The sequence below is a fragment of the Methanoculleus sp. genome (genome assembly GCF_020696975.1).
Taxonomy (GTDB): Archaea; Halobacteriota; Methanomicrobia; order Methanomicrobiales; family Methanoculleaceae; genus Methanoculleus.
Genome location: NZ_JAJGBK010000032.1, coordinates 297,393 through 323,135, shown reverse-complemented (window position 1 = coordinate 323,135; position 25,743 = coordinate 297,393). Strand labels below are relative to the sequence as shown.

The 25,743-nt window shown below is 63.3% G+C and carries 25 protein-coding genes and 1 pseudogene; 16 read left to right on the top strand and 10 right to left on the bottom strand.

Features of this window, described 5'->3' with window-relative positions; all coding sequences use genetic code 11:
• Positions 1-29: 29 nt before the first annotated feature.
• Complete coding sequence (locus QZ650_RS11710) at positions 30-779, bottom strand: hypothetical protein (RefSeq protein ID WP_292518865.1); 750 nt, start codon at positions 777-779, stop codon at positions 30-32.
• 219 nt (positions 780-998) lie between these two features.
• On the opposite strand from QZ650_RS11710, the gene QZ650_RS11705 reads away from it, so the two are divergent.
• The 10 genes from QZ650_RS11705 to QZ650_RS11660 all read left to right on the top strand — a co-directional run bounded on the left by QZ650_RS11705 (position 999) and on the right by QZ650_RS11660 (position 9,494).
• A complete protein-coding gene (locus tag QZ650_RS11705) occupies positions 999-1,679 on the top strand; it encodes a ribonuclease III domain-containing protein (protein ID WP_292522506.1) in 681 nt (226 codons plus the stop codon).
• Between the two features lie 4 nt (positions 1,680-1,683).
• Positions 1,684-2,862: a DUF362 domain-containing protein gene (locus QZ650_RS11700; protein WP_292518869.1), complete on the top strand. Its 1,179-nt coding sequence runs from the start codon at positions 1,684-1,686 to the stop codon at positions 2,860-2,862.
• 48 nt (positions 2,863-2,910) lie between these two features.
• Positions 2,911-3,279 carry an HIT family protein gene (locus tag QZ650_RS11695; RefSeq protein WP_292518870.1) on the top strand — a complete coding sequence of 123 codons (369 nt, stop codon included), beginning with the start codon at positions 2,911-2,913 and terminating at the stop codon, positions 3,277-3,279.
• Positions 3,280-3,626: 347 nt separating this feature from the next.
• Positions 3,627-5,531 carry a proton-conducting transporter membrane subunit gene (locus tag QZ650_RS11690; RefSeq protein ID WP_292518871.1) on the top strand — a complete coding sequence of 635 codons (1,905 nt, stop codon included), beginning with the start codon at positions 3,627-3,629 and terminating at the stop codon, positions 5,529-5,531.
• Positions 5,528-6,394, top strand: coding sequence for an NADH-quinone oxidoreductase subunit H (locus QZ650_RS11685; protein ID WP_292518872.1), 867 nt, complete (start codon positions 5,528-5,530; stop codon positions 6,392-6,394). Before QZ650_RS11690 ends, QZ650_RS11685 begins: the two co-directional genes overlap by 4 nt.
• Positions 6,395-6,399: 5 nt before the next feature.
• The gene (locus tag QZ650_RS11680; RefSeq protein WP_292519342.1) at positions 6,400-6,876 is read left to right on the top strand and encodes an NADH-quinone oxidoreductase subunit B family protein; all 477 of its coding nucleotides are present in this window, start codon (positions 6,400-6,402) and stop codon (positions 6,874-6,876) included.
• On the top strand, positions 6,873-7,253 hold the full coding sequence (locus QZ650_RS11675) for an NADH-quinone oxidoreductase subunit C (RefSeq protein ID WP_292518874.1): 381 nt from the start codon (positions 6,873-6,875) through the stop codon (positions 7,251-7,253). Before QZ650_RS11680 ends, QZ650_RS11675 begins: the two co-directional genes overlap by 4 nt.
• Entirely contained in the window at positions 7,238-8,317 is a 1,080-nt protein-coding gene (locus tag QZ650_RS11670; RefSeq protein WP_292518876.1) for a nickel-dependent hydrogenase large subunit, read from the top strand. The genes QZ650_RS11675 and QZ650_RS11670 overlap by 16 nt, the downstream gene beginning before the upstream one ends.
• A 7-nt stretch (positions 8,318-8,324) precedes the next feature.
• Complete coding sequence (locus QZ650_RS11665; RefSeq protein WP_292518878.1) at positions 8,325-8,717, top strand: 4Fe-4S dicluster domain-containing protein; 393 nt, start codon at positions 8,325-8,327, stop codon at positions 8,715-8,717.
• Between the two features lie 381 nt (positions 8,718-9,098).
• Entirely contained in the window at positions 9,099-9,494 is a 396-nt protein-coding gene (locus tag QZ650_RS11660) for a hypothetical protein (RefSeq protein WP_292518880.1), read from the top strand.
• Between the two features lie 577 nt (positions 9,495-10,071).
• On the opposite strand, the gene QZ650_RS11655 is transcribed toward QZ650_RS11660, so the two are convergent.
• The 4 genes and pseudogenes from QZ650_RS11655 to QZ650_RS11890 all read right to left on the bottom strand — a co-directional run.
• Complete coding sequence (locus tag QZ650_RS11655; protein WP_292518882.1) at positions 10,072-11,442, bottom strand: NAD(P)/FAD-dependent oxidoreductase; 1,371 nt, start codon at positions 11,440-11,442, stop codon at positions 10,072-10,074.
• A gap of 92 nt (positions 11,443-11,534) precedes the next feature.
• The gene (locus QZ650_RS11650; RefSeq protein WP_292518885.1) at positions 11,535-13,322 is read right to left on the bottom strand and encodes an SLC13 family permease; all 1,788 of its coding nucleotides are present in this window, start codon (positions 13,320-13,322) and stop codon (positions 11,535-11,537) included.
• A 76-nt stretch (positions 13,323-13,398) separates the two neighbouring features.
• On the bottom strand, positions 13,399-13,731 hold the full coding sequence (locus tag QZ650_RS11895; RefSeq protein WP_366830106.1) for a hypothetical protein: 333 nt from the start codon (positions 13,729-13,731) through the stop codon (positions 13,399-13,401).
• Positions 13,732-13,776: 45 nt separating this feature from the next.
• Positions 13,777-13,941 (bottom strand): annotated as a pseudogene (locus QZ650_RS11890) (YkgJ family cysteine cluster protein); the annotation flags it as partial.
• A 6-nt stretch (positions 13,942-13,947) separates the two neighbouring features.
• Between QZ650_RS11890 and QZ650_RS11885 the strand changes: the two are divergent.
• Positions 13,948-14,154 carry a hypothetical protein gene (locus QZ650_RS11885; protein WP_366830104.1) on the top strand — a complete coding sequence of 69 codons (207 nt, stop codon included), beginning with the start codon at positions 13,948-13,950 and terminating at the stop codon, positions 14,152-14,154.
• A 41-nt stretch (positions 14,155-14,195) separates the two neighbouring features.
• Here the strand turns inward: QZ650_RS11885 and QZ650_RS11640 are convergent, their stop codons facing one another.
• The gene (locus QZ650_RS11640; RefSeq protein ID WP_292518887.1) at positions 14,196-14,909 is read right to left on the bottom strand and encodes a SagB/ThcOx family dehydrogenase; all 714 of its coding nucleotides are present in this window, start codon (positions 14,907-14,909) and stop codon (positions 14,196-14,198) included.
• Positions 14,910-15,096: 187 nt separating this feature from the next.
• Here QZ650_RS11640 and QZ650_RS11635 point away from each other — a divergent pair, with 187 nt between their 5' ends.
• Together QZ650_RS11635 and QZ650_RS11630 are read left to right on the top strand one after the other, a co-directional pair.
• Entirely contained in the window at positions 15,097-16,032 is a 936-nt protein-coding gene (locus QZ650_RS11635) for a calcium/sodium antiporter (RefSeq protein WP_292518889.1), read from the top strand.
• A gap of 93 nt (positions 16,033-16,125) precedes the next feature.
• Positions 16,126-18,039, top strand: a complete 1,914-nt coding sequence (locus QZ650_RS11630) for a beta-propeller domain-containing protein (protein ID WP_292518891.1) — start codon at positions 16,126-16,128, stop codon at positions 18,037-18,039.
• On the opposite strand, the gene QZ650_RS11625 is transcribed toward QZ650_RS11630, so the two are convergent.
• From QZ650_RS11625 to QZ650_RS11615, 3 genes are all read right to left on the bottom strand, one after another.
• Positions 18,012-20,756: an HAD-IC family P-type ATPase gene (locus QZ650_RS11625; RefSeq protein WP_292518893.1), complete on the bottom strand. Its 2,745-nt coding sequence runs from the start codon at positions 20,754-20,756 to the stop codon at positions 18,012-18,014. The two genes, QZ650_RS11630 and QZ650_RS11625, sit on opposite strands and share 28 nt — an antisense overlap.
• Positions 20,757-20,920: 164 nt before the next feature.
• Positions 20,921-22,831 (bottom strand): glycoside hydrolase family 15 protein, encoded by a 1,911-nt coding sequence (locus tag QZ650_RS11620; RefSeq protein WP_292518895.1) that lies wholly within the window; start codon positions 22,829-22,831, stop codon positions 20,921-20,923.
• A 56-nt stretch (positions 22,832-22,887) separates the two neighbouring features.
• On the bottom strand, positions 22,888-23,223 hold the full coding sequence (locus QZ650_RS11615) for a cupin domain-containing protein (protein ID WP_292518897.1): 336 nt from the start codon (positions 23,221-23,223) through the stop codon (positions 22,888-22,890).
• Positions 23,224-23,411: 188 nt separating this feature from the next.
• On the opposite strand from QZ650_RS11615, the gene QZ650_RS11610 reads away from it, so the two are divergent.
• From QZ650_RS11610 to QZ650_RS11600, 3 genes are all read left to right on the top strand, one after another.
• A complete protein-coding gene (locus QZ650_RS11610) occupies positions 23,412-23,627 on the top strand; it encodes a type II toxin-antitoxin system HicB family antitoxin (RefSeq protein WP_292518899.1) in 216 nt (71 codons plus the stop codon).
• A gap of 88 nt (positions 23,628-23,715) precedes the next feature.
• The gene (locus QZ650_RS11605; RefSeq protein ID WP_292518901.1) at positions 23,716-24,834 is read left to right on the top strand and encodes a TIGR04084 family radical SAM/SPASM domain-containing protein; all 1,119 of its coding nucleotides are present in this window, start codon (positions 23,716-23,718) and stop codon (positions 24,832-24,834) included.
• A gap of 85 nt (positions 24,835-24,919) precedes the next feature.
• Positions 24,920-25,084, top strand: a complete 165-nt coding sequence (locus QZ650_RS11600; protein ID WP_292518904.1) for a hypothetical protein — start codon at positions 24,920-24,922, stop codon at positions 25,082-25,084.
• Positions 25,085-25,137: 53 nt separating this feature from the next.
• Here the strand turns inward: QZ650_RS11600 and QZ650_RS11595 are convergent, their stop codons facing one another.
• Positions 25,138-25,713 carry a flavin reductase family protein gene (locus QZ650_RS11595; protein ID WP_292518906.1) on the bottom strand — a complete coding sequence of 192 codons (576 nt, stop codon included), beginning with the start codon at positions 25,711-25,713 and terminating at the stop codon, positions 25,138-25,140.
• Positions 25,714-25,743: the final 30 nt, after the last annotated feature.

Genomic DNA, 25,743 nt, shown 5'->3' with positions numbered 1-25,743 from the left:
GGGGGCCGCCTGCACCGGCAACTCCTCTTTCATCCCTCGCCCTCGCAGGCCTTCAATAAGGTGCGGATGCGCTCCTCAAGATGCCTGAACTCCTCCTGAAACTCCCGCGCGAGCAGGAACGTCCGGACGGCGTCGCCCATCCCACGGTGGGCGGCGAGGAGGTGACGGTACTCCGCGGGGACAGGATACCGAAAGTGCGTCGAGGCGACCGTGGAGCCGTCTGCAGAAAAGTCGATGAGACGGGCGAGACGGTCAAGAGAGAGGACCTGTTTCATCCCGAAGTGCCGCCGGATCTCTCGCTGAAGATCGACCAGCGTGGAGCCGTCGAGCGAGATATCCGCCATCCTGAAGGCCCGCTTCTCCATATCCGCTGCAAAGACGACAACCTCTTCGACATCGCCTGTCGAGAGGAACGGCTCCATGAAGGCTCCCAGATCTGAAAACGCCTTGTTGGCAGCCTCCGTTGCCGCCGGCAGATCATCGTCCGACATCCGGAAAGAGTGGTCGTAAGCCATCCCGTACTCGCCGCGCCCCATGTTCGCCACGGTCGTCGCGACACCGACAGTCTTGCCGCACGGGTCGGTCACCTTCTTCCAGATCTCGACATCGATGTCGTAACGGAACTGCTCCCCGGCGTAGCGGACCCTGTCATCCTCCGGCCGGTAGACGACCGCACCGATCTCGATCGGCATCATGACCCCCCGGCAGGTGCCGTAGACGTAACCGAACTCGATGTCGAGATAGACGCTCCCGCCAGCCTCGCCCATCGCGGACTGCATAGGTAGATCTCTTTCATAGATAACGAAAAGGTTTCCCGGAGCCTTATCTCCAGCAAAGGTTTATCGAGCAGGAAGAAAGCCATTCTATAGAAGAGCGGCAGGTTCCCCCCGCACCCCACGGCCATGAGACTCACCACCATCAGGGAAAGGCTTCGTATCGGCAGCCTCTTTGGACACAAACCTCCCGGACGCCCGGAGCCCGCTGGCTGTGGCCGGGAGGTGGAGGTGCGTGCGCTCCTCGCCCGCCCCCCGTTCGGGATCACCGATGTCTCTGATGCGGTCCTCCCTCTCTATGATCAGGCGTTGACACACAGGTCGTGCCTGAACAGCGGGGAGTATCCGGTAGCGACGCCGGACGATAACGAACGACTTGAGTTCCTGGGAAACTACGTCCTCGACTTCATCATCGCCGACCATCTTTACGGTGAATACGACCTCCCGCCCGGTGAGATGAACAGACGGCTCCAGGTGACCAGGAACACGAAACTCGCCGAGATCGTGCGCGGGCAGGGTCTCGGCATCGACGGGGTCATCAGACGGCATGGGCAGGCGCTGACCGACTCCATCGTTGCCGACGCGTTCGAGGCCCTGATCGGCGCCATCTACCTCGACCGCGGCCTTGCCGTGGCTCGCGAGGTCGTACTCGCCATATTCGAGGATGAGATCGCGGAGTGTGACGGCAGCCGGAACTACCGGGGGAGGCTCCAGGAGTATGCGGCCCGGGAGAACCTCGGCGGACTTGAGTATGCCTTCCGCCAGACCGGTCCCGGCAACTGCCCGGTCTGGGTCGCCAGGGTGACTGTCGGGGGGACTCTCCTCGGGAAGGGAGAGGCGCGGACCAAGCAGGGAGCGGCAATGCTCGCGGCCAGAGAGGCGCTCGGCCGCCTCGGGGAGGAGTGAGAGCGTGCAGCCGGTTGAGCGGGACGCAACCGTCGCCGTCGTCCGGTGCGATGATTACGGCCGGGACGAGGTCGATGCGGCCGTCCGCCGGGCAATCGGCCTCCTCGGCGGCATCGAGAGGTTCGCAGCACCGGGAGAGAAGGTGCTCCTCAAACCGAACCTCCTGCAGGGACAGGAGCCGGAACGATGCGTCACCACCCACCCCGCGGTCGTCGCCGCCGTCGCCCGGCTCCTTACCGAGCACGGGTGCCGGGTCGTCATCGGCGACAGCCCCGGGGCCGGGATCGTCTACAGCGAGGCGAACCTGCGGCGGGCATACACACGCGCCGGGTATGCGGTGGTTGCCGAAGAGACCGGAGCCGCCCTGAACTACGATACCGGCTCACAGGTTGTTTCCTTCCCGGAAGGCGAGACGGTGAAGCAGTTCTCGATCATCACCCCGGCCGTCGAGGCCGACGCGATCGTGGTCGTCTCGAAGGCGAAGACCCACATGTGGACCCGGATGACCGGCGCGACAAAGAACCTCTTCGGCCTCATCCCGGGGCTCGATAAGCCGGTCTTCCACTTCCGGTTCCGCGACGAGTACGCCTTCGGGAGGATGCTTGTCGACCTCAACGAGTGCATGAGGCCCCGGCTCCAGGTCGTTGATGCGGTTATAGGAATGGAAGGAGACGGTCCCCAGGCGGGGAGCCCGAGGAAGATCGGGGTGATCCTCGCCGGGAGCGAGTATGCGGCCGTGGACACCGTCCTCGCCCGGCTCATCGGCATGGACCCGCTCGAGATCGGGAGCATACGGAGTGCGACCGCGCGCGGGCTCCTCGACCCCGCCACCGTCCGGACGGTCGGCGACGACCCGGCGGCGTTCGCGTTCCCGGACTTCCGGAAACCCTCGACCTACGCCGGGGGCGGAGCGGGCGTCTGGCGGCGGGTGATGCTCGCCGTCGTCCAGCGGTTCGGGAGGGTCTACGCCCCCCGGCCCGGCGTGGTTGCCCGGTCGTGCATCGGCTGCCGGAAGTGCGAACGGATCTGCCCGGTCCAGGCGATCACCATCGCCGAAGGCAGGGCGACGATCGATCTTGCGCGCTGCATCCGGTGCTACTGCTGCCACGAGATGTGCACCGAGCACGCCATCGCCCTCTCCCGGGGCCTCACCGGACGGCTCCTCGCCCGCCTCTTCGGGTGAGACGACGAAGCCAAAACCCTCATGTGGGATGGGGGAAGAGCAGAGGGCATGCCATGTCCGTTCTGCAACCCGGCCCCGGAGGATATCGTCGCGAGAAACGACCTCTGCTACGCACGCTACGACATCCATCCGGTCAGCCCCGGCCACCTGCTCGTGATCCCGTTCCGGCATGTCCCGGGTTACTTCGATACGACAGATGAGGAGAGGATGGCACTTGCCCGGCTCATCGATGACTGCAGGGCACTCACCGATCGCGAGCGGCATCCCGACGGCTACAACATCGGCGTCAACGTCGGGGAGGCCGCGGGACAGAACGTCATGCACGTCCACATCCACTTCATCCCGCGTTACAAGAGCGACGCACCCGGAGAGCACGAAGGCGGGGTGCGGGGCGTGATACCGCGGAGATCGGATTGACGCGGCGCTGACCTGTATACACGCAATACACCACTGCTTCGCACAGGTGTCTCTTTCCGGCTCCGCGCGAGACCACGTCAGGATGAAGGGAGGCCGCGCAGGGTCAAACCGGTCGACCGGAGGGGACGCAACTCATCCCTGCAGGTTTTCGGCCCGGGGATGGCACTGTCCCCCAAAGACCCCGCGACGTAACAGCAAAAGCCCTGGCTCCGGGCGGAACCCCGGTCGACGACCTTCCCGCGGCCCGGCACCCTGCGGCACCGACGCCCACCGGCCGATATCCCCGCGTGCCGATTTGGAATGATTAATTATGTAAGTAGGGCATAGTTACCCTATGAGGGACAATAGTGCAGACGCTGCTCTTCCTAATACTGTTCCCCATCCTCGTCGCATGTCTTTTGTTGTTCGTGAAGCGAACGGCATTGCGCTACGCGGTGGTCGCCCTCTCAGCTCTCGCTATCGGCGGGGCGTCGATATACCTGCTTATCCGGTACGCATTCGAGGGCGCGGTCTACTTTGCCGCGCCGTCGGAAGCAGTCGGCCTCGCCATGGTGGCCATCGAGATGGGTCTTGCGCTCTTCATCATCTACATGGGTGCAAAGTTCAGGAACTACCTGGCAATCGTGCTGGCCGTCATTCAGGCGGCGCTTGTGGTCTACCTCGAGACGACGTTCTCGGGGAACCTTCATGCGGTCAACAACCTCTTCATAGACCAGTTCTCCATCATCATGGCCCTGATCATAGGGCTCATCGGGAGCCTCATCGCCGTATACGCGGTCAGGTACATGGAGACGTATCACCACCACCACCCGGAGGTGCGTGACCGGCAGAGGATGTTTTTCTTTGTCATCTTCGCCTTCCTCGCCGCGATGTTCGGCCTGGTCTTCTCCAATAACCTCATGTGGCTCTTCTTCTTCTGGGAAGTCACCACCATCAGTTCATTCCTGCTGATCGGTTACTCGGAGACGGAAGAGGCGACACGGAACGCCTTCCGCGCCCTGGTGATGAACCTTCTTGGCGGGGTCGCGTTCGTCGTGGCACTGGTCTTCCTTGCTGCAACCGAGACGACGAGCGGAGGCGTCGATCTCGCCCGGGTGCTCGCCTCAGGGGAGACCGCAGTCGTCCTGATCCCCGCCGTCCTGATCGGATTTGCCGGGATCACGAAGGCCGCGCTGATGCCCTTCTCCTCCTGGCTCCTCGGGGCGATGGTGGCCCCGACCCCGGTCTCGGCCCTGCTCCATTCGAGCACCATGGTCAAGGCCGGCGTCTACATCCTTGTCCGGTTCTCGCCGGTCTTCGCCGGAACGTTTGCCGGGTTCTCCGTTGGCCTCGTCGGCGCCGTGACCTTCGTCGTTGCGTCCGCGATCGCGATATCGCAGAGCGACGCAAAGTCGGTTCTCGCCTACTCGACGATAGCAAACCTCGGCCTGATAGCGGCCTGTGCAGGTGTCGGGACCTACATGCTCGTCTGGGCCGCAATCCTCCTGATCATCTTCCACGCCGTCGCAAAGGCGCTCCTCTTCCTCGGGACCGGTGCGATCGAGCACCGGACCGGGAGCCGCAATATCGAGGACATGGAAGGCCTGATCGTCCGGATGCCCAGGATGGCGGTGATGATGTTCATCGGTATCGCCGGCATGTTCCTTGCACCGTTCGGCATGCTGATCTCCAAGTGGGCGGCGATCGAGGCGTTCGTCCAGGTCCCCTTCGGCCTGGTCTTCATCGCGATCCTCGCCTACGGGAGTGCTGTTACGGTCTTTTTCTGGGCAAAATGGATGGGCAAACTCGTCGCGGTTACCCGGAACCGGGAACGGGTCGAGAAGGGGTTCTTTGAGGAGCCCTGGGCCCCCCTCTACATCATCACAGGACTCGTGATAGCGGCCGTCGCCCTCTTCCCGGTCATCTCCTCGGCGCTGATCGAGCCCTATGTCCTTGGGATCTACGGGGCTACGGCACGCCTCGGAGAGGCGAACGTCGCGATCATGCTCCTGATGATGGCGCTCCTGCTGATCCTCCCGGTCTCGTTCCTCCTCTTTAAGAGGACCGCACGGCACCTCCCGGCCTACATGGGCGGGAGGACCGCGACGCCGGACCTGCACTTCGCAGGCTCGCTCGGCCTGACCCGGGAGGCCCAGACACGGAACTACTACCTCAACGAGTACTTCGGCGAGGCAAAGCTCTTCCGGCCGGGAGCTGCGGTCTGCATCGTCCTGATCCTTGCATCGTGGATCCTCGCGGGGGTGGCCCTATGACCTGGACCTGGCTTATCGGGGCGGTCCTCTTCCTCATCCTCGCGCCCATAGCGGGCGGCCTCATCGCCGGAATCGACCGGAAGATAACCGCGCGGATGCAGGGGCGGGTCGGACCGCCGCTTCTCCAGCCCTTCTACGATGTAGGGAAACTCTTCGAGAAGGAGCGGGCCGTCGTCACCACGGCGCAGAACTTCTATGTCCTCGCCTACCTGATCTTCATCGCCGTCTCCGGGGCGCTCTTCTTCGCGGGAGGGGACCTGCTGCTCGTCATCTTCGCCTTCACGCTCGCGCACGTATTCCTGGTGCTCGGGGCCTACGCGGTCCACTCGCCCTACAGCCACATCGGGGCCGAGCGTGAACTGATCCAGCTGATGGCGTATGAACCGATGATCATCCTTGCGGCCGTCGGGCTCTACATGGTCACGAACAGTTTCTACGTCGCTGATATCGCCGTGACGACGGTGCCGGCCATCCTCTACCTCCCCGGAGTCTTCCTCGGGTTCGCGACCATCCTCACGATCAAACTCCGGAAGTCTCCCTTCGACATCTCGACGTCGCACCATGCGCACCAGGAGATCGTCAAGGGTATCACGACGGAGTTCTCGGGCTCGACGCTCGCACAGGTCGAGATCGCTCACTGGTACGAGAACGTCTTCCTCCTCGGGTTCATCTTCCTCTTCTTCGCCTGGAACCCCGTGATCGGGATCATCGCGGTCGTGGTCACCTACCTCGCCGAGATCTTCGTCGATAACGTCACCGCACGGGTGCGGTGGCAGGCGGCACTGAAGAGCGGGTGGCTTGCGGCAGTCCTCGGTATTGCAAACCTGGCGATCCTCTCCTATATGATGCTTGGGGGTGTATGAGTACCATGGCATTCCTGAAGCGATCACCCTGGATCCTTCACTACGATGCATCCAGCTGCAACGGGTGCGATATTGAGGTGCTTGCGTGCCTGACACCGCTCTACGACGTGGAGCGGTTCGGCATCATCAACACCGGAAACCCGAAGCACGCCGACATCCTCATGATCACCGGCGGGATCAACGAGCAGAACCGGGAGGTGGTCAGAAACATCTACGAGCAGATGCCGGAGCCGAAGGTCGTTGTCGCAATCGGTGTCTGCGCCGCTTCCGGCGGAATATTCCGGGAGTGTTACAACATCGTGGGTGGCGTCGACAAGGTTATCCCCGTGGACGTCTATGTTCCGGGATGCGCGGCGAGGCCGGAGATGATCATCGACGGCGTCGTGAAAGCACTCGCGATTCTTGAAGAGAGACGGGAGAAGATGACTGGCGCAGCGCAGACGAAAGAGAGCGCGCGGCAGGCGGCAGGTGAGAGTACATGACGGTCAACGAAGAGCAGACTACCATCAGCGTTGCGCTGGAGGACCTCACCCGAGAGGTTGAGGCTCTCCATGCCGGCGGGTACCGCCTGGTCCAGATAGGGTGCACGGGGACCGGCGAGACGTACGAGATCAACTACTCGTTCGATAAGGACTACCAGTACAGGAATCTCCGCCTGACGGTCGAGCCGGAGACGGAGATCCCGAGCATATCCGGGATCTACTGGGGAGCGTTCGTCTACGAGAACGAGATGCACGATCTCTTCGGGATTCCGGTCACCGGGATCAACATCGACTTTAAGGGGACGTTCATTCGGACGGCAGAGAAGTATCCGTTCAGCGTCACAAGGAGCGGAGGTGACCGATGCCGGAACGCATAGTCGTGCCGTTCGGACCGCAGCACCCGGTCCTGCCGGAGCCGATCCACCTCGACCTCGTCCTCGAGGACGAGACGGTGGTGGACGTGGTCCCGTCCATCGGCTACATCCACCGCGGGCTCGAACAACTCGTGCAGAAGCGCGAGTTCACCGAGTACGTCTACGTGGCGGAACGGATCTGCGGCATCTGCAGTTTCATGCACGCGCTCTGCTACTCCCAGGGCATCGAGCATATCATGGGGATCGAGGTGCCCGACCGGGCGAAGTACCTCCGGACAATCTGGTCGGAGTGCTCGCGTCTCCACTCGCATCTCCTCTGGCTCGGCCTCTTTGCGGACGGAATGGGCTTTGAGAACCTCTTCATGCGGTCCTGGCAACTCCGGGAGAGTGTCCTCGACACGCTTGAGGACACCACCGGCGGCCGGGTCATTCAGGGCACCTGCAAGGTCGGCGGGGTCCGGCGCGATATCGGGCAGGAGAAACTCGACGAGATGCACCGTGCGCTCGACCCCTTCGAGGAGGAGTGCCGGGACCTCGGCGATATCTTCTTAAACGACGATACGGTGAAGTACCGCCTCCAGGGCCTCTCGGTCATATCAAAGGACGACGCCTACGCCCTCGGGGCGGTCGGCCCGACCGCAAGAGCAAGCGGGGTCCCGGTCGACCACCGCGAGACCGGCTACGCTGCCTACGGCGACCTTGGCTTCAAGCCGGTCGTCGAGACCGCCGGGGACTGCTACGCCCGGTGCGCCGTGAGGGTCAAGGAGATCTACGCCTCCATCGACCTGATCCGGCGGGCGATCGACCAGATCCCCGAAGGGGCCCTCGACGTGAAGGTCAAGGGAACGCCGGACGGCGAGTACTTCTCCCGCGTGGAGCAGCCGCGGGGAGAGGTCGTCCACTACCTCCGGGGCAACGGCACGAAGCACCTGGCCCGGGCCCGGATACGGACGCCGACACTCGCGAACATCCCGCCGCTCGTGAAGATGCTGCCCGGCGCCCAGCTTGCCGATGTTCCGGTCGTGGTGCTCTCGATCGACCCCTGCATCAGCTGCACGGAGAGGTGAGACCAAAATGGGCATATTTCAGATGACAAAGACGGTTCTCCGGAACCTTGCGAGAGGCCCGGCCACCCGGCAGTACCCGGCGGTCCCGGCGCGGACAGGCCCCATCACCCGCGGACACGTCACTATCGACCCGGCAACCTGCCGCTCCTGTGGTCTCTGCTCGCGGCGCTGCCCGTGCGTGGCGATCAGCATCGATAAGGAGGCAAAGGTCTGGGAGATTGACCGGATGCGGTGCATCGCCTGCGGAGACTGCGTCGAGGGCTGCCCGTTCGGGAGCCTCACGATGGAGCAGGCATATCTCCCGCCGGTGGTGGAGCACGTGGTGGAGCGCTATACCATCACCTACGTGAAGCCCGAGAGGCCGGCGAAGAAGCCGGCCGAAGAGGGCGCAGGCGCGTGAAGTGAGGAGACCGGGGTTAGGAGCCCCGGTGCTATCTTTTTTCATCACTGTTTCTATCGAGCGGTGGAAACACTATCAGTGCGAGACCACCAAAACGACCGAGACTATGAGGGGCCCGGTATACCGGGCCGTGGGGCTACGCACCTTCTGGTGCTCAAGCTCTGTTCCTGGAGGTTTGTCGTTCTCTGGTGTTCGGGTCCTGGCCCTCCAGTCAATAGATGTTAATAAGGAAAAATTAAGGACAAAAACAGGCCAACACACTATCAGCCTGTTTTGTTTGCTTACCTTTTTGTTTCGCACTCTGCCATGATTTAATTGGAAAATTACATAGATAAACAGGAACTTATCGAGTAGTTTAAATTACGGATCTGGGTTGAGTTTATGGATAATTTTACAAAGAAAGATATGGAGGAAGCACTCCGAGTCATAGCTTTAATGGTTAGCCAGACTGAGAAAGCAAAAGAAAAATTCGCACAAGGCACTTCTCAGCATACGTTACAAAAGAACAGGCTTCAAGCGCTTAATATAGCGTTATCATTGATCTCAAAAGAATTAGCCGAAAGCGATGCTCTGGATTATTCAAAAGAAGATTTGAAAAAAGCGTTTGCGCCAATAACTTCTTTGATTAGTAAATCCGAGAAAGCGCAGAAGAAATTAGCGCAAGGTACCTGGCAGCATACGATGCTAAGTAATAACCTAAAAGCACTCCATATAGTTCTCCCATTGTTAACAAAGGCATTCAGGGAGATAGGTGCCGAAAAAGAGCAGATTGAATAATACCCGTGCTATAAGCATAACGCTAAAGCAACAGAACTCCAATTTATCGATTCGTATGGCGCATCCAACGGTGTAATATCTGTCTGCCTGCTGCCAAAAAACTTTATTCCATGCGAGTTTCCGATTTTGTCCTTATGAACGCCCGCACCGGCCACAGCTCATACACGGCTTACCAGGAGGGTATCGCCACGCACTGCCCCGACCCCGGGGTGTGGGGTCCGACTGGCCGAAGGGCAGGAGCATGAGCATCGAAGGTGCGAATGAGGAGGCCGGAGGCCGGGCGGGGTGGGGTGGGGTGATAAGATGTGTGGAGGCTTTGGGAAACTGTGCAAATCTGTGTGAGTTGAGACAGGGGCGGGGGCAAGCCCCCTCCCCGTCAGCCCCTCCCCTAATGGCGATATCCCCACGGTCCAATGCATTAGAATAGGTGAAAAACAGTTCTAACATCCCTCTGCATCAGTTGTAAATAGTCAATCACATCCACTCTGTCGAACAGTTCCCCCTTCCCGTCCGCCGCAACTCGGAAACCCTCAAAGCCTGATGATCCCTTAGATCGCACTCCAGAGCGTCGTTCACCTCACTTCCTCACCAGCGGGTAGATCATGTGGATGATGTCGTAGGTGCTGCTCGGGTAAGCCCACGGGATCGCGTCCAGCGTGAGATTGTCAACCGTCAGATTGTGCTTGATCGCGAGGGCAAAGATGTTGATCACCTCCCCGACGCTGGGCCCGATGAGGTGGGCGCCGAGGATCCGGCGGGAGTCACCGTCGACCAGGAGTTTGTAGCCGGCGTGCTTCTCGCCGATGCCCCTGTTCGTGAAGCGGCCCGAGAGGTCGCCGGCGTTGACGACGTAGGGTATTCCTTTCTCCTTCGCCTCCTCCTCCGTGAGCCCTACGGATGCGATGGACGGGGTCGTGAAGACGGCGCTCGGGACGACGGAGTAGTCCGCGGTCCGGGTGTTGCCGTGCAAGATGTTGTCGACGACGATGTGGGCGTCCATCACGGCGACCGGGGTCAGCTGCGGGCTATTGGGGCTTGCGTCCCCGGCAACGTAGACGGCGGGGTTCGAGACGCTCTGGAGGTGGTCGTCGACCACGATCCCCCGGCGATCGGTCTCGATGTTCCCGGCCGCAAGATCGAGCCCCTCGACCACCGAGACCCTGCCGGCACCGTGGATGACCATATCGGCATCGAATATCTCCTCCTTCCCCGGCTTCCCGGCCCGCACCCGGAGGCCGGCGGTCTTCCTCTCGACCGAGATAAGGGGCATATTCACCTGCACGTCGATCCCGATCTCCCTTGTGGCCAGGACCAGCCTCTCAGCGATATCAGGGTCGAACCCCGAGAGCACCCTCCCGCTCCGCTGGAGGATGGTCACCGTCGACCCGGCCCTGGTGGCAACATGCGCAAACTCAAACGATATGTATCCCCCGCCGATGAAGATGATCCGCTCAGGGAGTTTTGGAAGGTAGAAGAAGTCTTCACTCGGGGTTATGAGATCCTCGCCAGGGACGTTCAGGGGACGCGGGTGTGCGCCGGCGGCGATAACGATGTACCGTGCCGTGAAGGTATCGTTCCCGATTGCCACCCTGTTCGGTCCGGTGAAACGGGCAAACCCATGGTAGGTATGGATTCCCGCTCCCCGGAACCCCTCCTCCTTTCTCCGGGGAATGGGGTCGGTGAACGTGTGCTCGAAAGCGATCAGGCGCGGCCAGTCGATCGAGACATCCCCGGTGATGCCGGTCTCCTGCCGGTCACGAACGCTGGCTACCGCCGTCGTGGCTCCGGCCAGCACCCATTTGGGGACACAGCCCCGCAGGGCGCACGTTCCCCCGTAGTCCCGGCAATCAACGATCGCGACACGCATCCCGGCTTCCCTGCAGTGCCAGGCAACGTCGGAACCGGCAACCCCGGTCCCGATAACGAGGACATCGTACTCCCGCTCCATAGCGAACCTCTGGTCGACACTGAGCGGTATAAAGGTTTACCAGGGTTGCAGGAGCCCGGCGCCGTCGGTTGACCACAGGAGGTGAGGAGCGGTCAGAAGAAGAGGAGAGAGATGAGCCCGACAGCGATGAGGATGAAGACGACCGTCATGACACTCCCCGCAACAAGGTAATCCCGGGTCTGGTAGTTCCCCGGACCCATCAGGAGGGCGTTGACCGGGTGAGTCGGGAGGAGGAACGAGTTTGAGGTGCAGATCCCGACAAGGAGCGCGAGGCCACGCGGATCGAGCCCGAGCGGGCCTGCCATCACGATCGCAAGCGGAACCAGGAGGACCGTCGCGGCGATGTTTGACATGATAAGCGAAAAAGCGGTCGCAAGGACTGCTACCGCGATGAGGATGAGGAGCGTCGGATACCCGGCGACCAGGGCAACCATCCGGTCCGCAATGAACCGGGCCGTGCCCGTCGAATCCATCGCGATGCCGAGCGGGAGGAGCCCGGCGATCAGCACGAGCGTCCGCCAGTCGATGGCCCGGTAGACCTCGCCGACCGGGATGACCCGGAGAAGGACCATCGCGAGCACGCCCGAAAGAAGGCTTGTCGCGATCGAGAGACCGGTGTAGGTGAGGGCGACGGCGGCAAGAAAGCAGAGGACAGCTGTCTTCGCGCCGCGTTCGCGAACTCCCGTCCGCCCCTCGATGGGGGTTACCATGACGAAATTCTTGTTCGTGGCAAGCGCACGGAGCCGCTCCCACCGGCCGAGCACGACCATCGCGTCCCCCGCCTCCAGGGGCAGGTCGGCAAGGTTCGTCCGCTGCTCCTCGGTCCCGGAGAGGAGGATCAGCACCTCGACACCGTAGGTCACCCGGAACTCGAGGTCCCGGAGCGTCTTGCCGATGACCGATGCATATGGGCGGACGATCACCTCCGCAAACCCAACGTTCGGGTCGGTCATAACGTTTGCCGAACTCTCTCCCGGCCGGACCCACTCGAGCCCGAAATCGGCCCTGAACCGCTCAACGTCGCTGTCCTGCCCGAGAATCCCGAGTTCCTGCCCGGTGGCAAACCGAGTGTGCCGCCACGGTGTGTAGACGATCTCGTCCTCTTCGGCAAGAGATATGAGGTGGAGGTTGTAGCGCGAGATCATGCGCACCTCCTCCCGCGTCTTCCCCGCGAGAGGACTCCCCGCAGGGACCCGGAGGTAGGATATGCGGGAGGGGGGTTGCCAAGTCCGGATCAGTTCCTCCTGCGGGCTCAGCCGGGTCTTCTCGCGCCGGGGGAGGAGACGGTCCCCGAAGAAGTAGAAGAAGGCGACCCCGGCGAGCAGGAGCGGCACCCCGATAGGGGTGACCGCAAAGAGCCCGAAGGGCGGATATCCGGCCTGCCGCAGAAGGTCGTTGAGGATGATGAGGGTGCCGGCCCCCACCATGCTGACGGTGCCCCCGATGGTCGCGGCGTAGCCGACGGGCAGGAGGAGGCGCGATGGCGCGATACCTGTAAGCGACGAGACCCGCAAAAGTGAAGGGAGGAAGACGGCGGTGGCCCCGACACTCTGCATGAAGGCCGAGAGCCCGCCGGCGACGAGCGAGGCGGCGGCGGTCAGCCCTCGTTCGCCGCGACCGGCAATCCCGACGATCGCCCGGGCGATGCGGATGGTCACCCCGGTCCGGTCGAGCCCGCGGCCGAGAACCATCACCGAGAGCATCGCGATGACCGCGTTGCTCGAAAAACCGGAGAGGGCCTCTTGCGGGGTGACGATCCCGAGCCATGTTAGCGCGAGGGTCACGAGCATGGCAGCGACGTCGACCCTGACGATGCCGGAGATGAAGAGAACGGCAGTGCCGGCCAGCACCAGCAGGGTGATGAGGACCTCGGTCTCCATCAAGCACCCCCGGCGTGCGGGAAGCAGAAAAAGGTGCGGGCGACTGAAGTGGAGGGAGATGTTCCTGAAACTAGATCTATTCGTAGATCGCGCGGGTGACCCGGTGCGGCTCGAACCTTCCGCGATGGAAGACCCGGACCTCGACCTCGGCGCCCTTCCGGAAGTCCCGCATAAGGAGATCGTAGGTTCGCCGGACGTACCGCAGCCCTTCACAGGCGAAGAGATCCCGGAGGGCTTTCCGGAACCGGATCGCCTGGTCAAGGAACGCCGCCTCATACGCCCGGGTCTCCCGGGCAATCCGGAGGCATTCGGCATCGTCGATCGGGGTGTTGTAGCAGCCGTGCTCGTTCAAGCCGCCGATCTGCCGCCAGTCCACGGTGCCTGTCGCATCGGCCTCCCGGTGGAGCATGTAGGGGTAGACGCGGCAGATGGCAAACCGCCGGTCGTAGATGGTGCACCTGCCGTCCGAGAGGAAGATGCAGGTACCGTCAGGTCTTGTCCGGAGGGCGTAGCCTGAGACGTAAAAGCGCCCCTGCTGGTCGCAGGCATCGAAGTCCGGCGCCGGGACGACGGCGTCGGGTGCAAACGAACGGACACTCTCGGTGTCCTCCTCGAGCAGGAAGACGTGACCATTGAACTCCCGGGTGCAGCAGCGGGCGCAACGGTCGCAGGAGAACCCGACATCGCGGATGATCTCGATGAACTCCTCCTCCGGGAACTGGAGAAGCCTTTCGCGTTCTGCTTCAAGGGCAACTATCTCTTCGTCGAACGTGAACGTAACCAGCAGCCTCCCTCATCGTGCCCGGCGCTCGCGTCGGGACTGTTGTCTTAGAGGTGTGATGGGGAGGGGGATATGCCCTTCGGCCCGCCGGATCAGACCCTCTTTCCGACCGTCGCAACGTAGATCAGGAACTCCTCCTCGCCGTTAAGACCAAGAAGCCGATTCATAACCGCGTCATCGAAGGCACCGATCGCACAGACCCCGCAGCCCACACCCGATGCCGCGAGGTAGAGGTTCTGGCAGACGTGGCCGGCGTCGAGATGCAGGTAGCGGTAGCCGCGCTCGCCATAGCGCCATGTCATCCGTTCGGGGACGGCGGTCCAGAGAAAGGTGGCGGCGCTCTCGATGATATGCGGCTGATTCAGGCACGCTGCCGTCACCTGCCGGGCGATATCGGGGTCGCGCGACTCTTCGGCAAGACGGTGCTCGAGGGCCAGGTAGCGGTAGAGCCCGGGGGGAACGCCCTCGACACGGTTGATCAGGAGGTAGGTCTCGAGCGCGTGCCGGGCACCCGCGGACGGGACCGTGCGGAGAGTGAAGGCCCCGCCGACGGCCCGCCGGACCCCCTGGGTGCACCAGAGAAGGAAGGAGAGTTCGTGGAGTGCAAGCGGTTCCGGGGCATAATCCCTGACGCTCTCCCGCTGCTCGATGGCGTCACGGAGATCGACTGCGGGAAGGGTGATATCCTCCGGCGGAGGCAGCGGGATGAACGCTTTCCCCTTCGTGTACGGGACCTCGAGCGGCGGCGGCGGGCGGCCCAGCACCTGGTCCGAAGGGGGCTGGTTTCCGTGCTCCGTCCTCTGCATAAACTCCCTTCCCACCCCGCGCAGGGACCGGGGACTCCGATAGGACATACGGGCCCGATGGCGAGAGAAGACATAATCTTTTGCCCGTCACACGCCTCCTTCCTCCAGGCAGTTGTTCGTGACCCGAATCCGCAAATGTATTGGGAGGGCGCTGCCCAACTATTACCACCATATCCGAGGCATTCCCATGATAGTGATCGCCATCATACTCATCGTCGGCCTGACCCTCCTTGTCAAAGGAGCCGATCTCTTCGTAGGAGGCGGAAGCGGCCTCGCCCTCCGCCACAGCATATCTCCGGCCCTGATCGGGTCGACGATCATCGCGTTCGGCACCTCGCTGCCTGAACTCGTCGTCAGCACGAACGCCGCAGCCACGGGGAACACCGGAATTGCCCTCGGGAACGTCCTTGGGAGCAACATTGCGAATATCGCCCTTATTCTCGCGCTCTGCACCCTCATCCGGCCCGATATGATTGCCGCCTCTGAAACCTCGCGCTCGGCACTCACCCGGCACACCGTGATGATGCTCGTTGCGACGGCGGCGTTCGCTCTGCTTGCCATGAGAGGCACGCTCGACGCCCTCACCGGAGCAGTGCTCCTCGTTCTCTTTGTGATCATCCTCGCCCTTATGCTTCGGGAGAGCCGTGAAGGGGAGGATGTCGACATTAAGTCTCATGGATGGGCCGACATCCTCTACATCGGGCTTGGTCTTGCCGCCGTCATCATCGGGGCGCAACTGGTCGTCAACGGCGCCGTCACGCTCGCGGAAGCCTTCGGGATCCCCGCGTTCGTCATCGGCCTCTCAATCGTCGCCGTCGGCACGTCGCTGCCTGAACTCGCGACATCGCTTGTCGCGGCCGTGAGAAACGAAGGCGCCATCTCCATCGGCAACATCCTCGGGAGCAATATCTTCAACCTCCTCCTGGTCCTCGGGATAAGCCTCCTCCTCGCCCCGGTCACCGTCGGATCCGTACTCGACATCGTCGCGGTCGTCCTCTTCACGGTCGCGATCCTCCCCCTGCTCTTTGCCCGGCCGGGCATTGTCCGGGCCTGGTCGATCGTCCTGCTCCTTGGCTATGCCGCCTACATCGCCTGGATCTTCTCGACGGCGCCGGTAGTGTGACGGGGGAACTCCCAAGACTTCGAAATTATTCGTAGGTTACACAAACCTGATACCCCCGCACGTGCATCATCCTCTATCGGAAGGTGAACGGATATGGGGAACTGGAAACCGGCGGCGGCGGTCGCTCTCGGCTGTCTCGTCGTGGCAGCGATCATCGGGACCGCCCTTGCTTCGGAGGACGCCGGGAAGGATACGTGGGGAGATCTCCAGAAATTTGCGTCGAAAGAGGAGATCAGGGCATTTTTGGCCGAGTACGCACAGGGAGGATGGAGCGATGCCGGCTACCCCCGAATCACCGGGGGTATCGCGCCGGAGTCAGGGATGAACGCCCCGGCGCCGGTGGCGACGTCCGCCCCGACGTCGCAGGCCAGCGACTACTCCGTGACGAACGTGCAGGTGGAGGGCGTGGACGAGGCCGACTTCCTGAAGAACGACGGGAAGTACATCTACATCATATCGGGCGAGACGCTCACGATCCTCGATGCCTTCCCGCCGGAAGCCGCGAAGATAGTATCCGGGACCCGGATCCCGGGAACCCCGAAGGCGCTCTTCCTCGCTGGCGACCGTCTGGTGGTCTTTGCCACCAAAGCAGAAGAGAGGATGACCACCGTTGAAGGGAGCGTAACCCCGGTCCCGGTCTGGCGGACGGTGACGCATGCCTACATCTACGATATCGGCGATAGAGAGGAGCCAGAGGAGGTCCGGAATGTCACGTTCACCGGCGACTATTACGACGCCCGGCTGATAGGCGACCATGTCTACACCCTCACGCGGGAGTCCCCGGTCTGGGTCCAGGACGACATCCTCCTCCCCGAGGTGAGGGCGGGCGGCGCAGAACCGGTCCGGCCGGACGTCTACCGGCCGGGAAGCCCGCTCCAGAACTACGTCTTCTACACCGCGGGCGCCTTCTCCATCACCGATGCCGGCACCCCTGACGCGGAGACCTTCCTTCTTGGCTACGACACCACCCTCTATGCGTCGCAGGAGAACCTGTATATCGGCTACCGGAGCACGGATCCGGCATATCCCACCGGGACGGCCCCGGGGAGCGTCGGCGCCCGCGACAGGACGCTCATCCACCGGTTCGCGATCGGAGAGGGAGAGATCGACTACCGGGCGATGGGCGAGGTCCCCGGAGACCTCTTAAACCAGTTCTCACTCGACGAGTACCAGGAGAATCTCCGGGTAGCAACGACCGTCGAGGGCTGGACGCGGGAGGGTGCGATCCAGTACAACAACGTCTACGTCCTCGACTCCACAATGAAGACGATCGGGACGCTCGAGCATATTGCGCCGGACGAGCGGATCTACGCTGCCCGGTTCGCCGGCGACCGGCTGTATCTCGTGACGTTCAAGCGGATCGACCCCCTCTTCGTCATCGACCTCTCGAACCCGGAGAGCCCGGGCATCCTCGGGGAACTCAAGATCCCGGGCTACTCCGACTATCTCCATCCCTACGGCCCCGACCACATCATCGGCATCGGCAAGGAGACGAGCGGGGACGAGTGGGGCGGCGTCTCTGTCGGGGGGCTCAAGATAGCCCTCTTCAACGTCTCAGACGTGAACAACCCGAGCCTGGTCGACAACGTCGTGATCGGGGAGGCCGGGACGGACTCCGCGGCGCTCCGCGACCACAAGGCCTTCCTCTTCTCGGAAGAGCGAGCCCTCCTCGTCATCCCGGTGAGCGAGATAAGACGGGTGGAGAACCGCGAATCGAAGTACCCCGGCTCCTACGGCACCACGACCTGGCAGGGGGCTTACGCCTACTCGGTAAACCCGGCAGAAGGGTTCGTCCTGCAGGGCACGGTCGCCCACGCGGAGAAGGGTTCCCCTTACACCTGGGACTCGCCCGACGCCGTGCGCCGGTCGCTCTTCATGGACGACACCCTCTACACCGTCTCGGCAAGAAGCATCATCATGACCGATCTCGCCGACGGCAGCCGGGTGAACGAGGTTTTCCTCCCCTACCGGTGGGAGACCTACCCGACTCCGTACCCGGTCTGGTGAGCCGGCGGGCGGTGTTTCCGGACCGCCTTGAAGATCTCCATCACGACCACGACCGAGGAGGCGAGAACGAGCAGCGTGATCCACTCGACCAGGGAGACGGGCTGCACCTGGAGGACGTCCTGGAAGAAGGGGATGTAGAGTGCGGCGATATGCAAGCCCTGTGCGGCGATGACGGCGGCGATCAGGATGTAGTTGTTGCTGATGGGGACGCGGAATGCGGAGATGTACTCTGAACGGCAGTTGAAGAGATGGAAGTTCTCGAAGAGCACCATCAGCAGGAAAATCAGGTTCCGGGCGGCAAACTCATCCCATCCATTTGAGAGGAGCCAGTACCAGGTGCCGAGCGTGACAAGCCCGATGACTGTCCCGGAGAGGAGCACCTCTTCTATCATCAGCCGGTTGAAGAACCCCTCTTCCGGCCTTCGCGGCGGCCGGTTCATGACGCCGGGCTCACCCTTCTCAAACGCCAGTGCCGTGTCCTGGATGCCGTTCGTCACCAGGTTCAGCCAGAGGAGCTGGACCGCAAGGAGGGGCAGCGGCAGGCCGATGAGGAGGGCGAGCATGAAGAGGAGGACCTCGGCAAACCCGGTCGTGATCAGGAGGTAGACGACCTTCCGAACGTTGTCGTAGGCGTACCGTCCTTCCTCGATCCCGGCGACGATCGAGGCGAAGTCGTCGTCGGTGACGATCAACGACGCCGTATCCTTGGCCACATCGGTCCCGGAACCCATCGCGACCCCGATGTTCGCGCTCCGGAGCGCCGGCGCGTCGTTGACCCCGTCCCCGGTGACCGCGACGAACTCCCCGTTCTCCCGGTAAGCCTCGACGATCCGGAGTTTCTGCAGCGGCGTCACCCGGGCAAAGACCCGGGCACCCTGCACCCGGTCGATGAACTTCGAGAACGTCGGGACCTCGTCATCACCCAGTTCCGCGCCGGTGACGACCCTGTCGGGGGAGTCCGCGATATCGAGTTCCCGCGCGATGGCGAGAGCCGTTGCGGGGTGATCCCCCGTCACCATCACCACATCGACCCCGGCGTTGCGGCACCGCCGCACGGCGTCGGGCACGTCGGGCCGGATCGGGTCGATGAACCCGACCAGGCCGAGGAGCTCGAGGGGAGGGAGCTTTGGGTTCTCCGCGGAGACCTCTCCCTCCGCACGACCCCGGGCCACGGCGAGCACCCGGTAGCCGCGGGAGGTAAGGGTCTCGAGGTCCCCCTGCACCCGGTCCAGGTCGAGCGGCATACTGCCGTCCGGCCCGCCGGCCATGGTGTGGCAGGATGGAATGACCGTTTCCGCAGCCCCCTTGACCGCCACCAGGGTCTCCTCGCCCTCCTGGTACCAGACGGCGGCATACCGCCGCTCGGACTCGAAGGGGATCTCGGCGACGGCAGGCGCACTCTCGCGAATACCGGCGGGGTCGAGCCCCAGCTTGTAGGTGACCGCAAGGAACGCCACGTCGATCGCATCGCCCCGGTGCTCCCAGTTCCCTTCGTCAGTCCGCTCCAGGGATGCCTCGTTGCTGATCGTTGCGGCGCGGGCCAGGCGCTCCAGCCGTTCGCGGAGAGGGCCGGCCACCGGGTCACCCGCCCCGTCGAGGATCTCCCCCTCGCCCGCATACCCCGCCCCGGTGACGGAGAACGTTTCACCCGTCGGCAGGGCGACGACCCGGGCGGTCTGCTGGTTCACGGTGAGGGTGCCCGTCTTGTCGCTCGCGATAAGCGTGCAACTCCCAAGGCTCTCGACCGCGGCAAGGAACCGGACGATGACGTTGCGCCCCGCCATACGCGATGTTGCAACCGAGAGCGCGACGGTCAGCGCGACCGGCAGGCTTGCCGGAATCGCCGAGACCGCAAGGGCGACGGCGAGGAAGAAGACCTCAAGGAGCGGCATCCCCTGGCCGAGGACGATGATCGCAAGCAGCCCTGTGGCGGCAAGGACGGCGAGGCTGATCTTTCTGGAGAAGTCTTCCATGCGGATAACGAGCGGCGGCTTACCCGCCACCGATGTCGTGACCGTCTCGGCGATCTGCCCGATCTCGGTATGCTGGCCGGTCGCGACCACGATCCCGGTACTGCGACCGCTCATGATGGTGCTGCCGGCGTAGACCAAATTCAGGCGGTCGGCCGGGGGCAAGGAGGCATCGACGGTATCCGGGCTCTTTCCGACCGCCTGCGATTCCCCGGTCAGGAGCGACTCGTCGACAGCGAGCGACTGCGCCGCGAGGATGCGGATGTCGGCGGGGACGCGGTCACCCGACTCCAGAGCGACACGGTCTCCGGGGACCAGGTCTTCGGCCGGGACGATCGTCTCACGGTTATTCCGCCACACCCGTGAAGAGGACACGAGCATCCGCTGCAGGGCTGCTGCGCTCTTCCCCGCCCTCACCTCCTGGATGGTCCCGATGACGGCGTTCGTCAGGACGACGATGAAGATGAAGATCGCGTCGGTGAGGTCGGAGAAGAGGACGGATATGATCCCGGCAGCAAGGAGGACGTAGATGAGCGGACTCATGAACTGGCGGAGGAAGACCTCAAGCACCGTCGGAGGCCGCTTCTGCGGGAGGGCGTTTTCTCCGAATATCCTGCGCCGCCGGGCGACCTCGGCGTCGGTGAGGCCCTCGTCCGGCGAGGCGAGCGTTTCAGCTGCATCTTCCGCCGGCAGGGCGTGCCATGCCGTCGTCCGGGATTCTTCGGGTGAGAGGGAAGAGTCTGTCATCGCCGCGTTGTCATGCAGGGTTATTCATCCATACACCGGTACTGCAGGATGTGAAATGGAACGCCGGGTGGATCTCCAGGGAGATAGCATATATGTTACGTAGAGCTCAACCAGGAGACGCCAAGCCCGCCGTCTCCCATCTTCCAGCCTGAAGGGTATCGCTGCTACCGCACTCCCTCCCGCGGGATGCCCGCCGGCGCATGCTCCGGAACCCACCGGCCTTCCGCGTGCGCGAGATACAGGGCACTGTTGACGAGGCCGATGTGGGTGAAGGCCTGGGGGAAGTTCCCCAGGAACTCCCCGGTATCCGGGTCGAACTCCTCCGGCAGGAGGCCCAGGTGGTTTGCCCGGGCCACGATCCCGTCAAAGATCTCCCTCGCTTCCTCCACCCTCCCCGAGAGTGCCAGGACGTCCACCAGCCAGAAGGTGCAGAGGCCGAAGGCCCCCTCCCCGCCGGGGAGGCCGTCGTCAGCGAGGTAGCGGTAGACGAGGCCGTTCTTCGTCAGGTGTTCGAGCGTCGCATCGATCGTTCCCTGGACCCGCTCGTCGTCGAAGGGGAGGAACTCGACGAGGGGGATGCGGAGATTGACCGCGTCGAGCGCCTTCGACCCGAACGACTGCACGAACGAGCCTAACCCGGGATCGTAGCCCTCGGCGAGCACCCGCTCCCGGATGGTCTCCCGCGTGCGCCGCCACCGGTCGACGTCGCCGGGAAGGCCGTGGTGCTCCGCGAGATGGATCGCCCGGTCGAGAGCGACCCAGACCATCACCTTCGAGTAGACGAAATGCTGCGCCGGGCCCCGGATCTCCCAGATACCCTGGTCGGGCTCCGTCCACCGGCTGCAGGCGTAATCCGCGACGGCGGAGAGGAACCGGAGGGCCTCGGGTCCCAGGTTCACGCCCCGGCGGATGAGTTCGTAGCCGGTGGAGATGAGCTCCCCGAAGATCTCAAGCTGCAGCTGGTTGGCGGCGGCGTTCCCGATCCGGACCGGGCGAGAGCCGCGGTAGCCCTCGAGATGCGTAAGTTCGATCTCCGTCAGGTCGGCCGTCGCATCGTGCAGCCCGAAGAGCACCTGCGGCTGCCGCGCCCCGGAACGGGCCTCGGCGGTCCGCTCCATCCACTGGAGAAACTCGATCGCCTCCCGGGGATGGCCGAGTGAGACCAGCGCCTGGGCCGTCATCGAGGCGTCCCGGACCCACGCGTAGCGGTAGTCCCAGTTCCGCGCCCCGCCGATCTCCTCGGGGAGGGATGTCGTGGGAGCGGCGGCGATGGCCCCTGAATCGGCCATGGTCAGGAGTTTCAGGGTCAGTTCGGCCCGGGTGACGTAAGGCAGCCACTCGCCGGCCCACCGCGGCGTCTGCGCCAGGTCCTCGTAGTGCGCCCAGGCCCGCCAGACCCGGACCGTCTCGTCAAACGCCGCCTCGGCACGGCCGGGGTCGCAGGTCATGTCCTCGAGGCCCCAACGGGTCTGAAGGATCCTCCGCTCGCCCTCATGCATCGCGAACCGGGCCCGGAGGGTGGTACCCTGCCCGGTCGAGGCGACCCGGGCGCCATCCAGTCCGCAGAGGAAGAGCGCCTCACCGCCGCCGGTCGCGAGCCAGCCTCCCGGGACCCGCTCGATGCAGGTCCGGGCCCGGGCGTAGTCGAACCGCGGCGACCACTCGACCGCCACATCCACGGCACCCTCCTCACAGTCGAGGAACCGGAGGATCACGGGAGGGGCGTGTGACTCTCCGCGGCCTGAGATCTCTCCCGAGAGCGGCATCAGGTCGGTCAACGCAAGTCTTCCCGAACCGGTCGTGAACCTGGTGACGAGGATGTTGGTATCCCCGAAGTAGTCCTGATCACCGGACCCGCCGTCCGCAACCGAGATCGAGAAGCGACCGCCGCGCCCGGCATCGAGGATGGCGGCAAAGACGCTCGGGCTGTCAAGGTAGGGAAAGCAGCACCAGTCGATCGAGCCGTTCCGGCCGACGAGCGCCGCTGTCCGGAGGTTTCCGATGAACCCGTAGTCCGAGAGGGGCAGGTAGCCGCCCGGGCCGGACCCATCTCCTGCAGGGGCTGGAGTGCGCATGGGGGAGGACCGGTCGCCAACCTATAAAAATCTGCAGGCAGTGCTCCACGAGCGAACTAAGCGTGGATCATCGTCAGTATCATCTTGAACCGGGTGACGGCGTGGACTGCGTGAGGTATCGTCGCCGGCATGATGATCAGGTCGCCCGTCTTCATCGGGTACTCCTCGCCGGCTATGGTGATGAGGGCCTCCCCGTCGATGACCTGGAGGACGGCGTCGTAGGGCGCGGTGTGCTCCGAGAGGCCTTCGCCCGCATCGAATGCGAAGACCGTGATCGTCCCGGCCTTCGTGTAGGTGAGCATCCGGCTGACGATCGAGCCCGGCTGGTAGGCGACGAGGTCGCGGGGATCGATGACCTGTTCGGTGAGGTTCTCTTTCTTTGTCTCAGGCATATGAGTCCGTTACTCCTTCCGGGTATTCTGTCTTGCGGCCCGGGACGATGAACAGATGAGATGGATTTCAGGGTCACAGGGAGATGCCGGTCCAGAACAGGGAAGCCGGATGGCTGCTCCGCCGGACACAAGGGATAGTATGTCCGTGAGCAGATAGTCTGTGACCGAAGGTGAGCGGGTTGACGAAGATGTGGCTGACTATACGGATCAGGGAAGAGGAGGGCTTCTACGTATCAAAATGCCGGGAGATCGAGGTTGCCAGTTGTGGCGATACGCCGGAGGAGGCACTGCATAACATCCGCGAAGCTGTCAATCTCTACTTTGAGAATGCAAGGAAACTCGAGATATTGCAGGACGTCGAGTCGGTCCTGACGGTGGAGAAACCGGACACCGCCGGCAGGTGAGCCACGCTGAAGTTAATCCGCCCGGACCCATAAGGCTCCGCATCCTCACCTTTTTCCCGGCCGGCCCCGAAATAATAAGAGACCACCAGTGTATTACCACCTCATCCTGACCGATAACTGCAACCTCTGCTGCACCTACTGCCGCGGCAAGGCGTTCACCGTCGAACCGCCGGATCTCCCCGAGATCGCCGTCGACGAAGACCTCCCGGTCGACCTCGATATCGACCTCGCCGACCTCTACCGGTTCCTCGCAAAGGACCCCGAGGCCGTGCTGACCTTCTACGGCGGGGAGCCGCTGCTCGCCGTCGACCTCGTCCGCGAGATCGCCCGCGATGCTCCGGTATCGGCGCTGATCCTGCACACGAACGGCACGCTCCTCGACCGTCTCGAACCCGGAACCGCGAATCGGTTCGATACGATCCTGGTCTCGATCGACGGGCCGGAGGAACTCACCGACGCCCACCGGGGGGAGGGGACATTTCACCGGATCACAAAAAACCTCCGCGGCCTTGCGGCGGGGGGATTCTCCGGCGAGGTGATCGCCCGGATGACCGTGACCGAGGATACCGATATCGTGGAGGCCGTCCGCTACCTCACGGCAAACGACGATTTCTCGTTCCCGGCCGTCCACTGGCAGATGGATGCGAACTTCTGGAACGACTACCGGATGCGCGACTACGCCGCGTGGGTGGAGGAGAGTTACAACCCCGGCATCCGGTCGCTCGTCGCGTTCTGGGTCGAGACGATGCGAACCGAAGGCCGGGTGCTCCGGTGGTATCCCTTCATGGACCCGATGGAGGATATGCTGCTTGCGCGACCGAGCATGCTCCGGTGCGGGTGCGGCCACGCGAACTACAGCATCATGACCGACGGGCATATCGCCCCCTGTCCCATCATGGTCGGGATGAAGGACTACTACGCCGGGCATATCGCGACAGCCGATCCCCTCCGCCTCCCGGTGACGGACGTCGCGGGAGCCTGCACGACGTGCGATATCCGCGACTTCTGCGGCGGCCGATGCCTCTACTCAAACATCACCGACCCCTGGCCGGAGGAAGGGCGGCGGGTCGTCTGCAGGACGGTTCATAACCTCTACTCGGCCCTCTCGGAGGCGCTCCCGGAGATCCGGGCCCTCATCGACGCAGGAAAAATACGAATGGAAGACTTTACCCACCGGAAATACAACAGCTGCGAGATTATACCGTGAGAGAGGGAGACGCGGCGAGCGGCCTGACCGCCTCCCTCCGGGGCAACATTCATCCAACCAGAGAGACGACAACGATGAGGGAACCATGACGACCATCGGCCTCATCCTCTGCAGAATCGGGCTCCACCGCTGGGGCAGGAAGCGCGGATACGACGAGTACTCATCGAACGTCATCGAGTGGGAGCAGCGGTGCGAACGGTGCGGGAAGCGAAAGCGGTGGGTCGAAGCGAAGCGGGACCGCCGGCGGTGAGGAACAGGCGCGAGCCGTGGCAGTGCCGATGAGGATGTACCGCCGAAAAAAGATTATTTCTTGAGTTCTTTTCCCACCGAGAAGGCTTTCGCGAGCACGCTGCCGGACCCGTAATACTCCTGCCGCATCGAGTCGTAGGCGAACGGCCGGACCTTCTCGATATCGGGCTTGCCGTCCTCTCCAAGGACGCTCTCGTCCACCTTCACGTCCAGGATCTCCCCGATGAACTGGGTGTGCATGCCGATCTCGACCGTCTGGAGGAGGCGGCACTCGAGGACGACCGGGAACTCACCGACGTATGGTGCGTTCACGAGATCGCTTTTGACCGGCGTAAGCCCCGTCGCGGCGAACTTGTCCGTATCCCGGCCGGAGACGATGCCGAAGTAGTCCGCCTCCCGGACGTAGTCCACCGAGGGTATGCTGATTGTGAACTCACGCTCGCGCATCAGGTTCTCGTAGGTCTGCCGGACCTTCTGGATCGAGACCGCCACCGCCGGGGGGCGGGACGAGCATATGCCGCCCCATGCCGCGGCCATCACATCCGGCCGACCGTCGGAGCCGTAGGTCCCGATGATGAGGTCGGGGTGAGGATAGAGGAGAGTCCGTGGGCCAATCGATTGCTTTGTCATGGGAATACGATTCGTCTCCAGACCCGGATA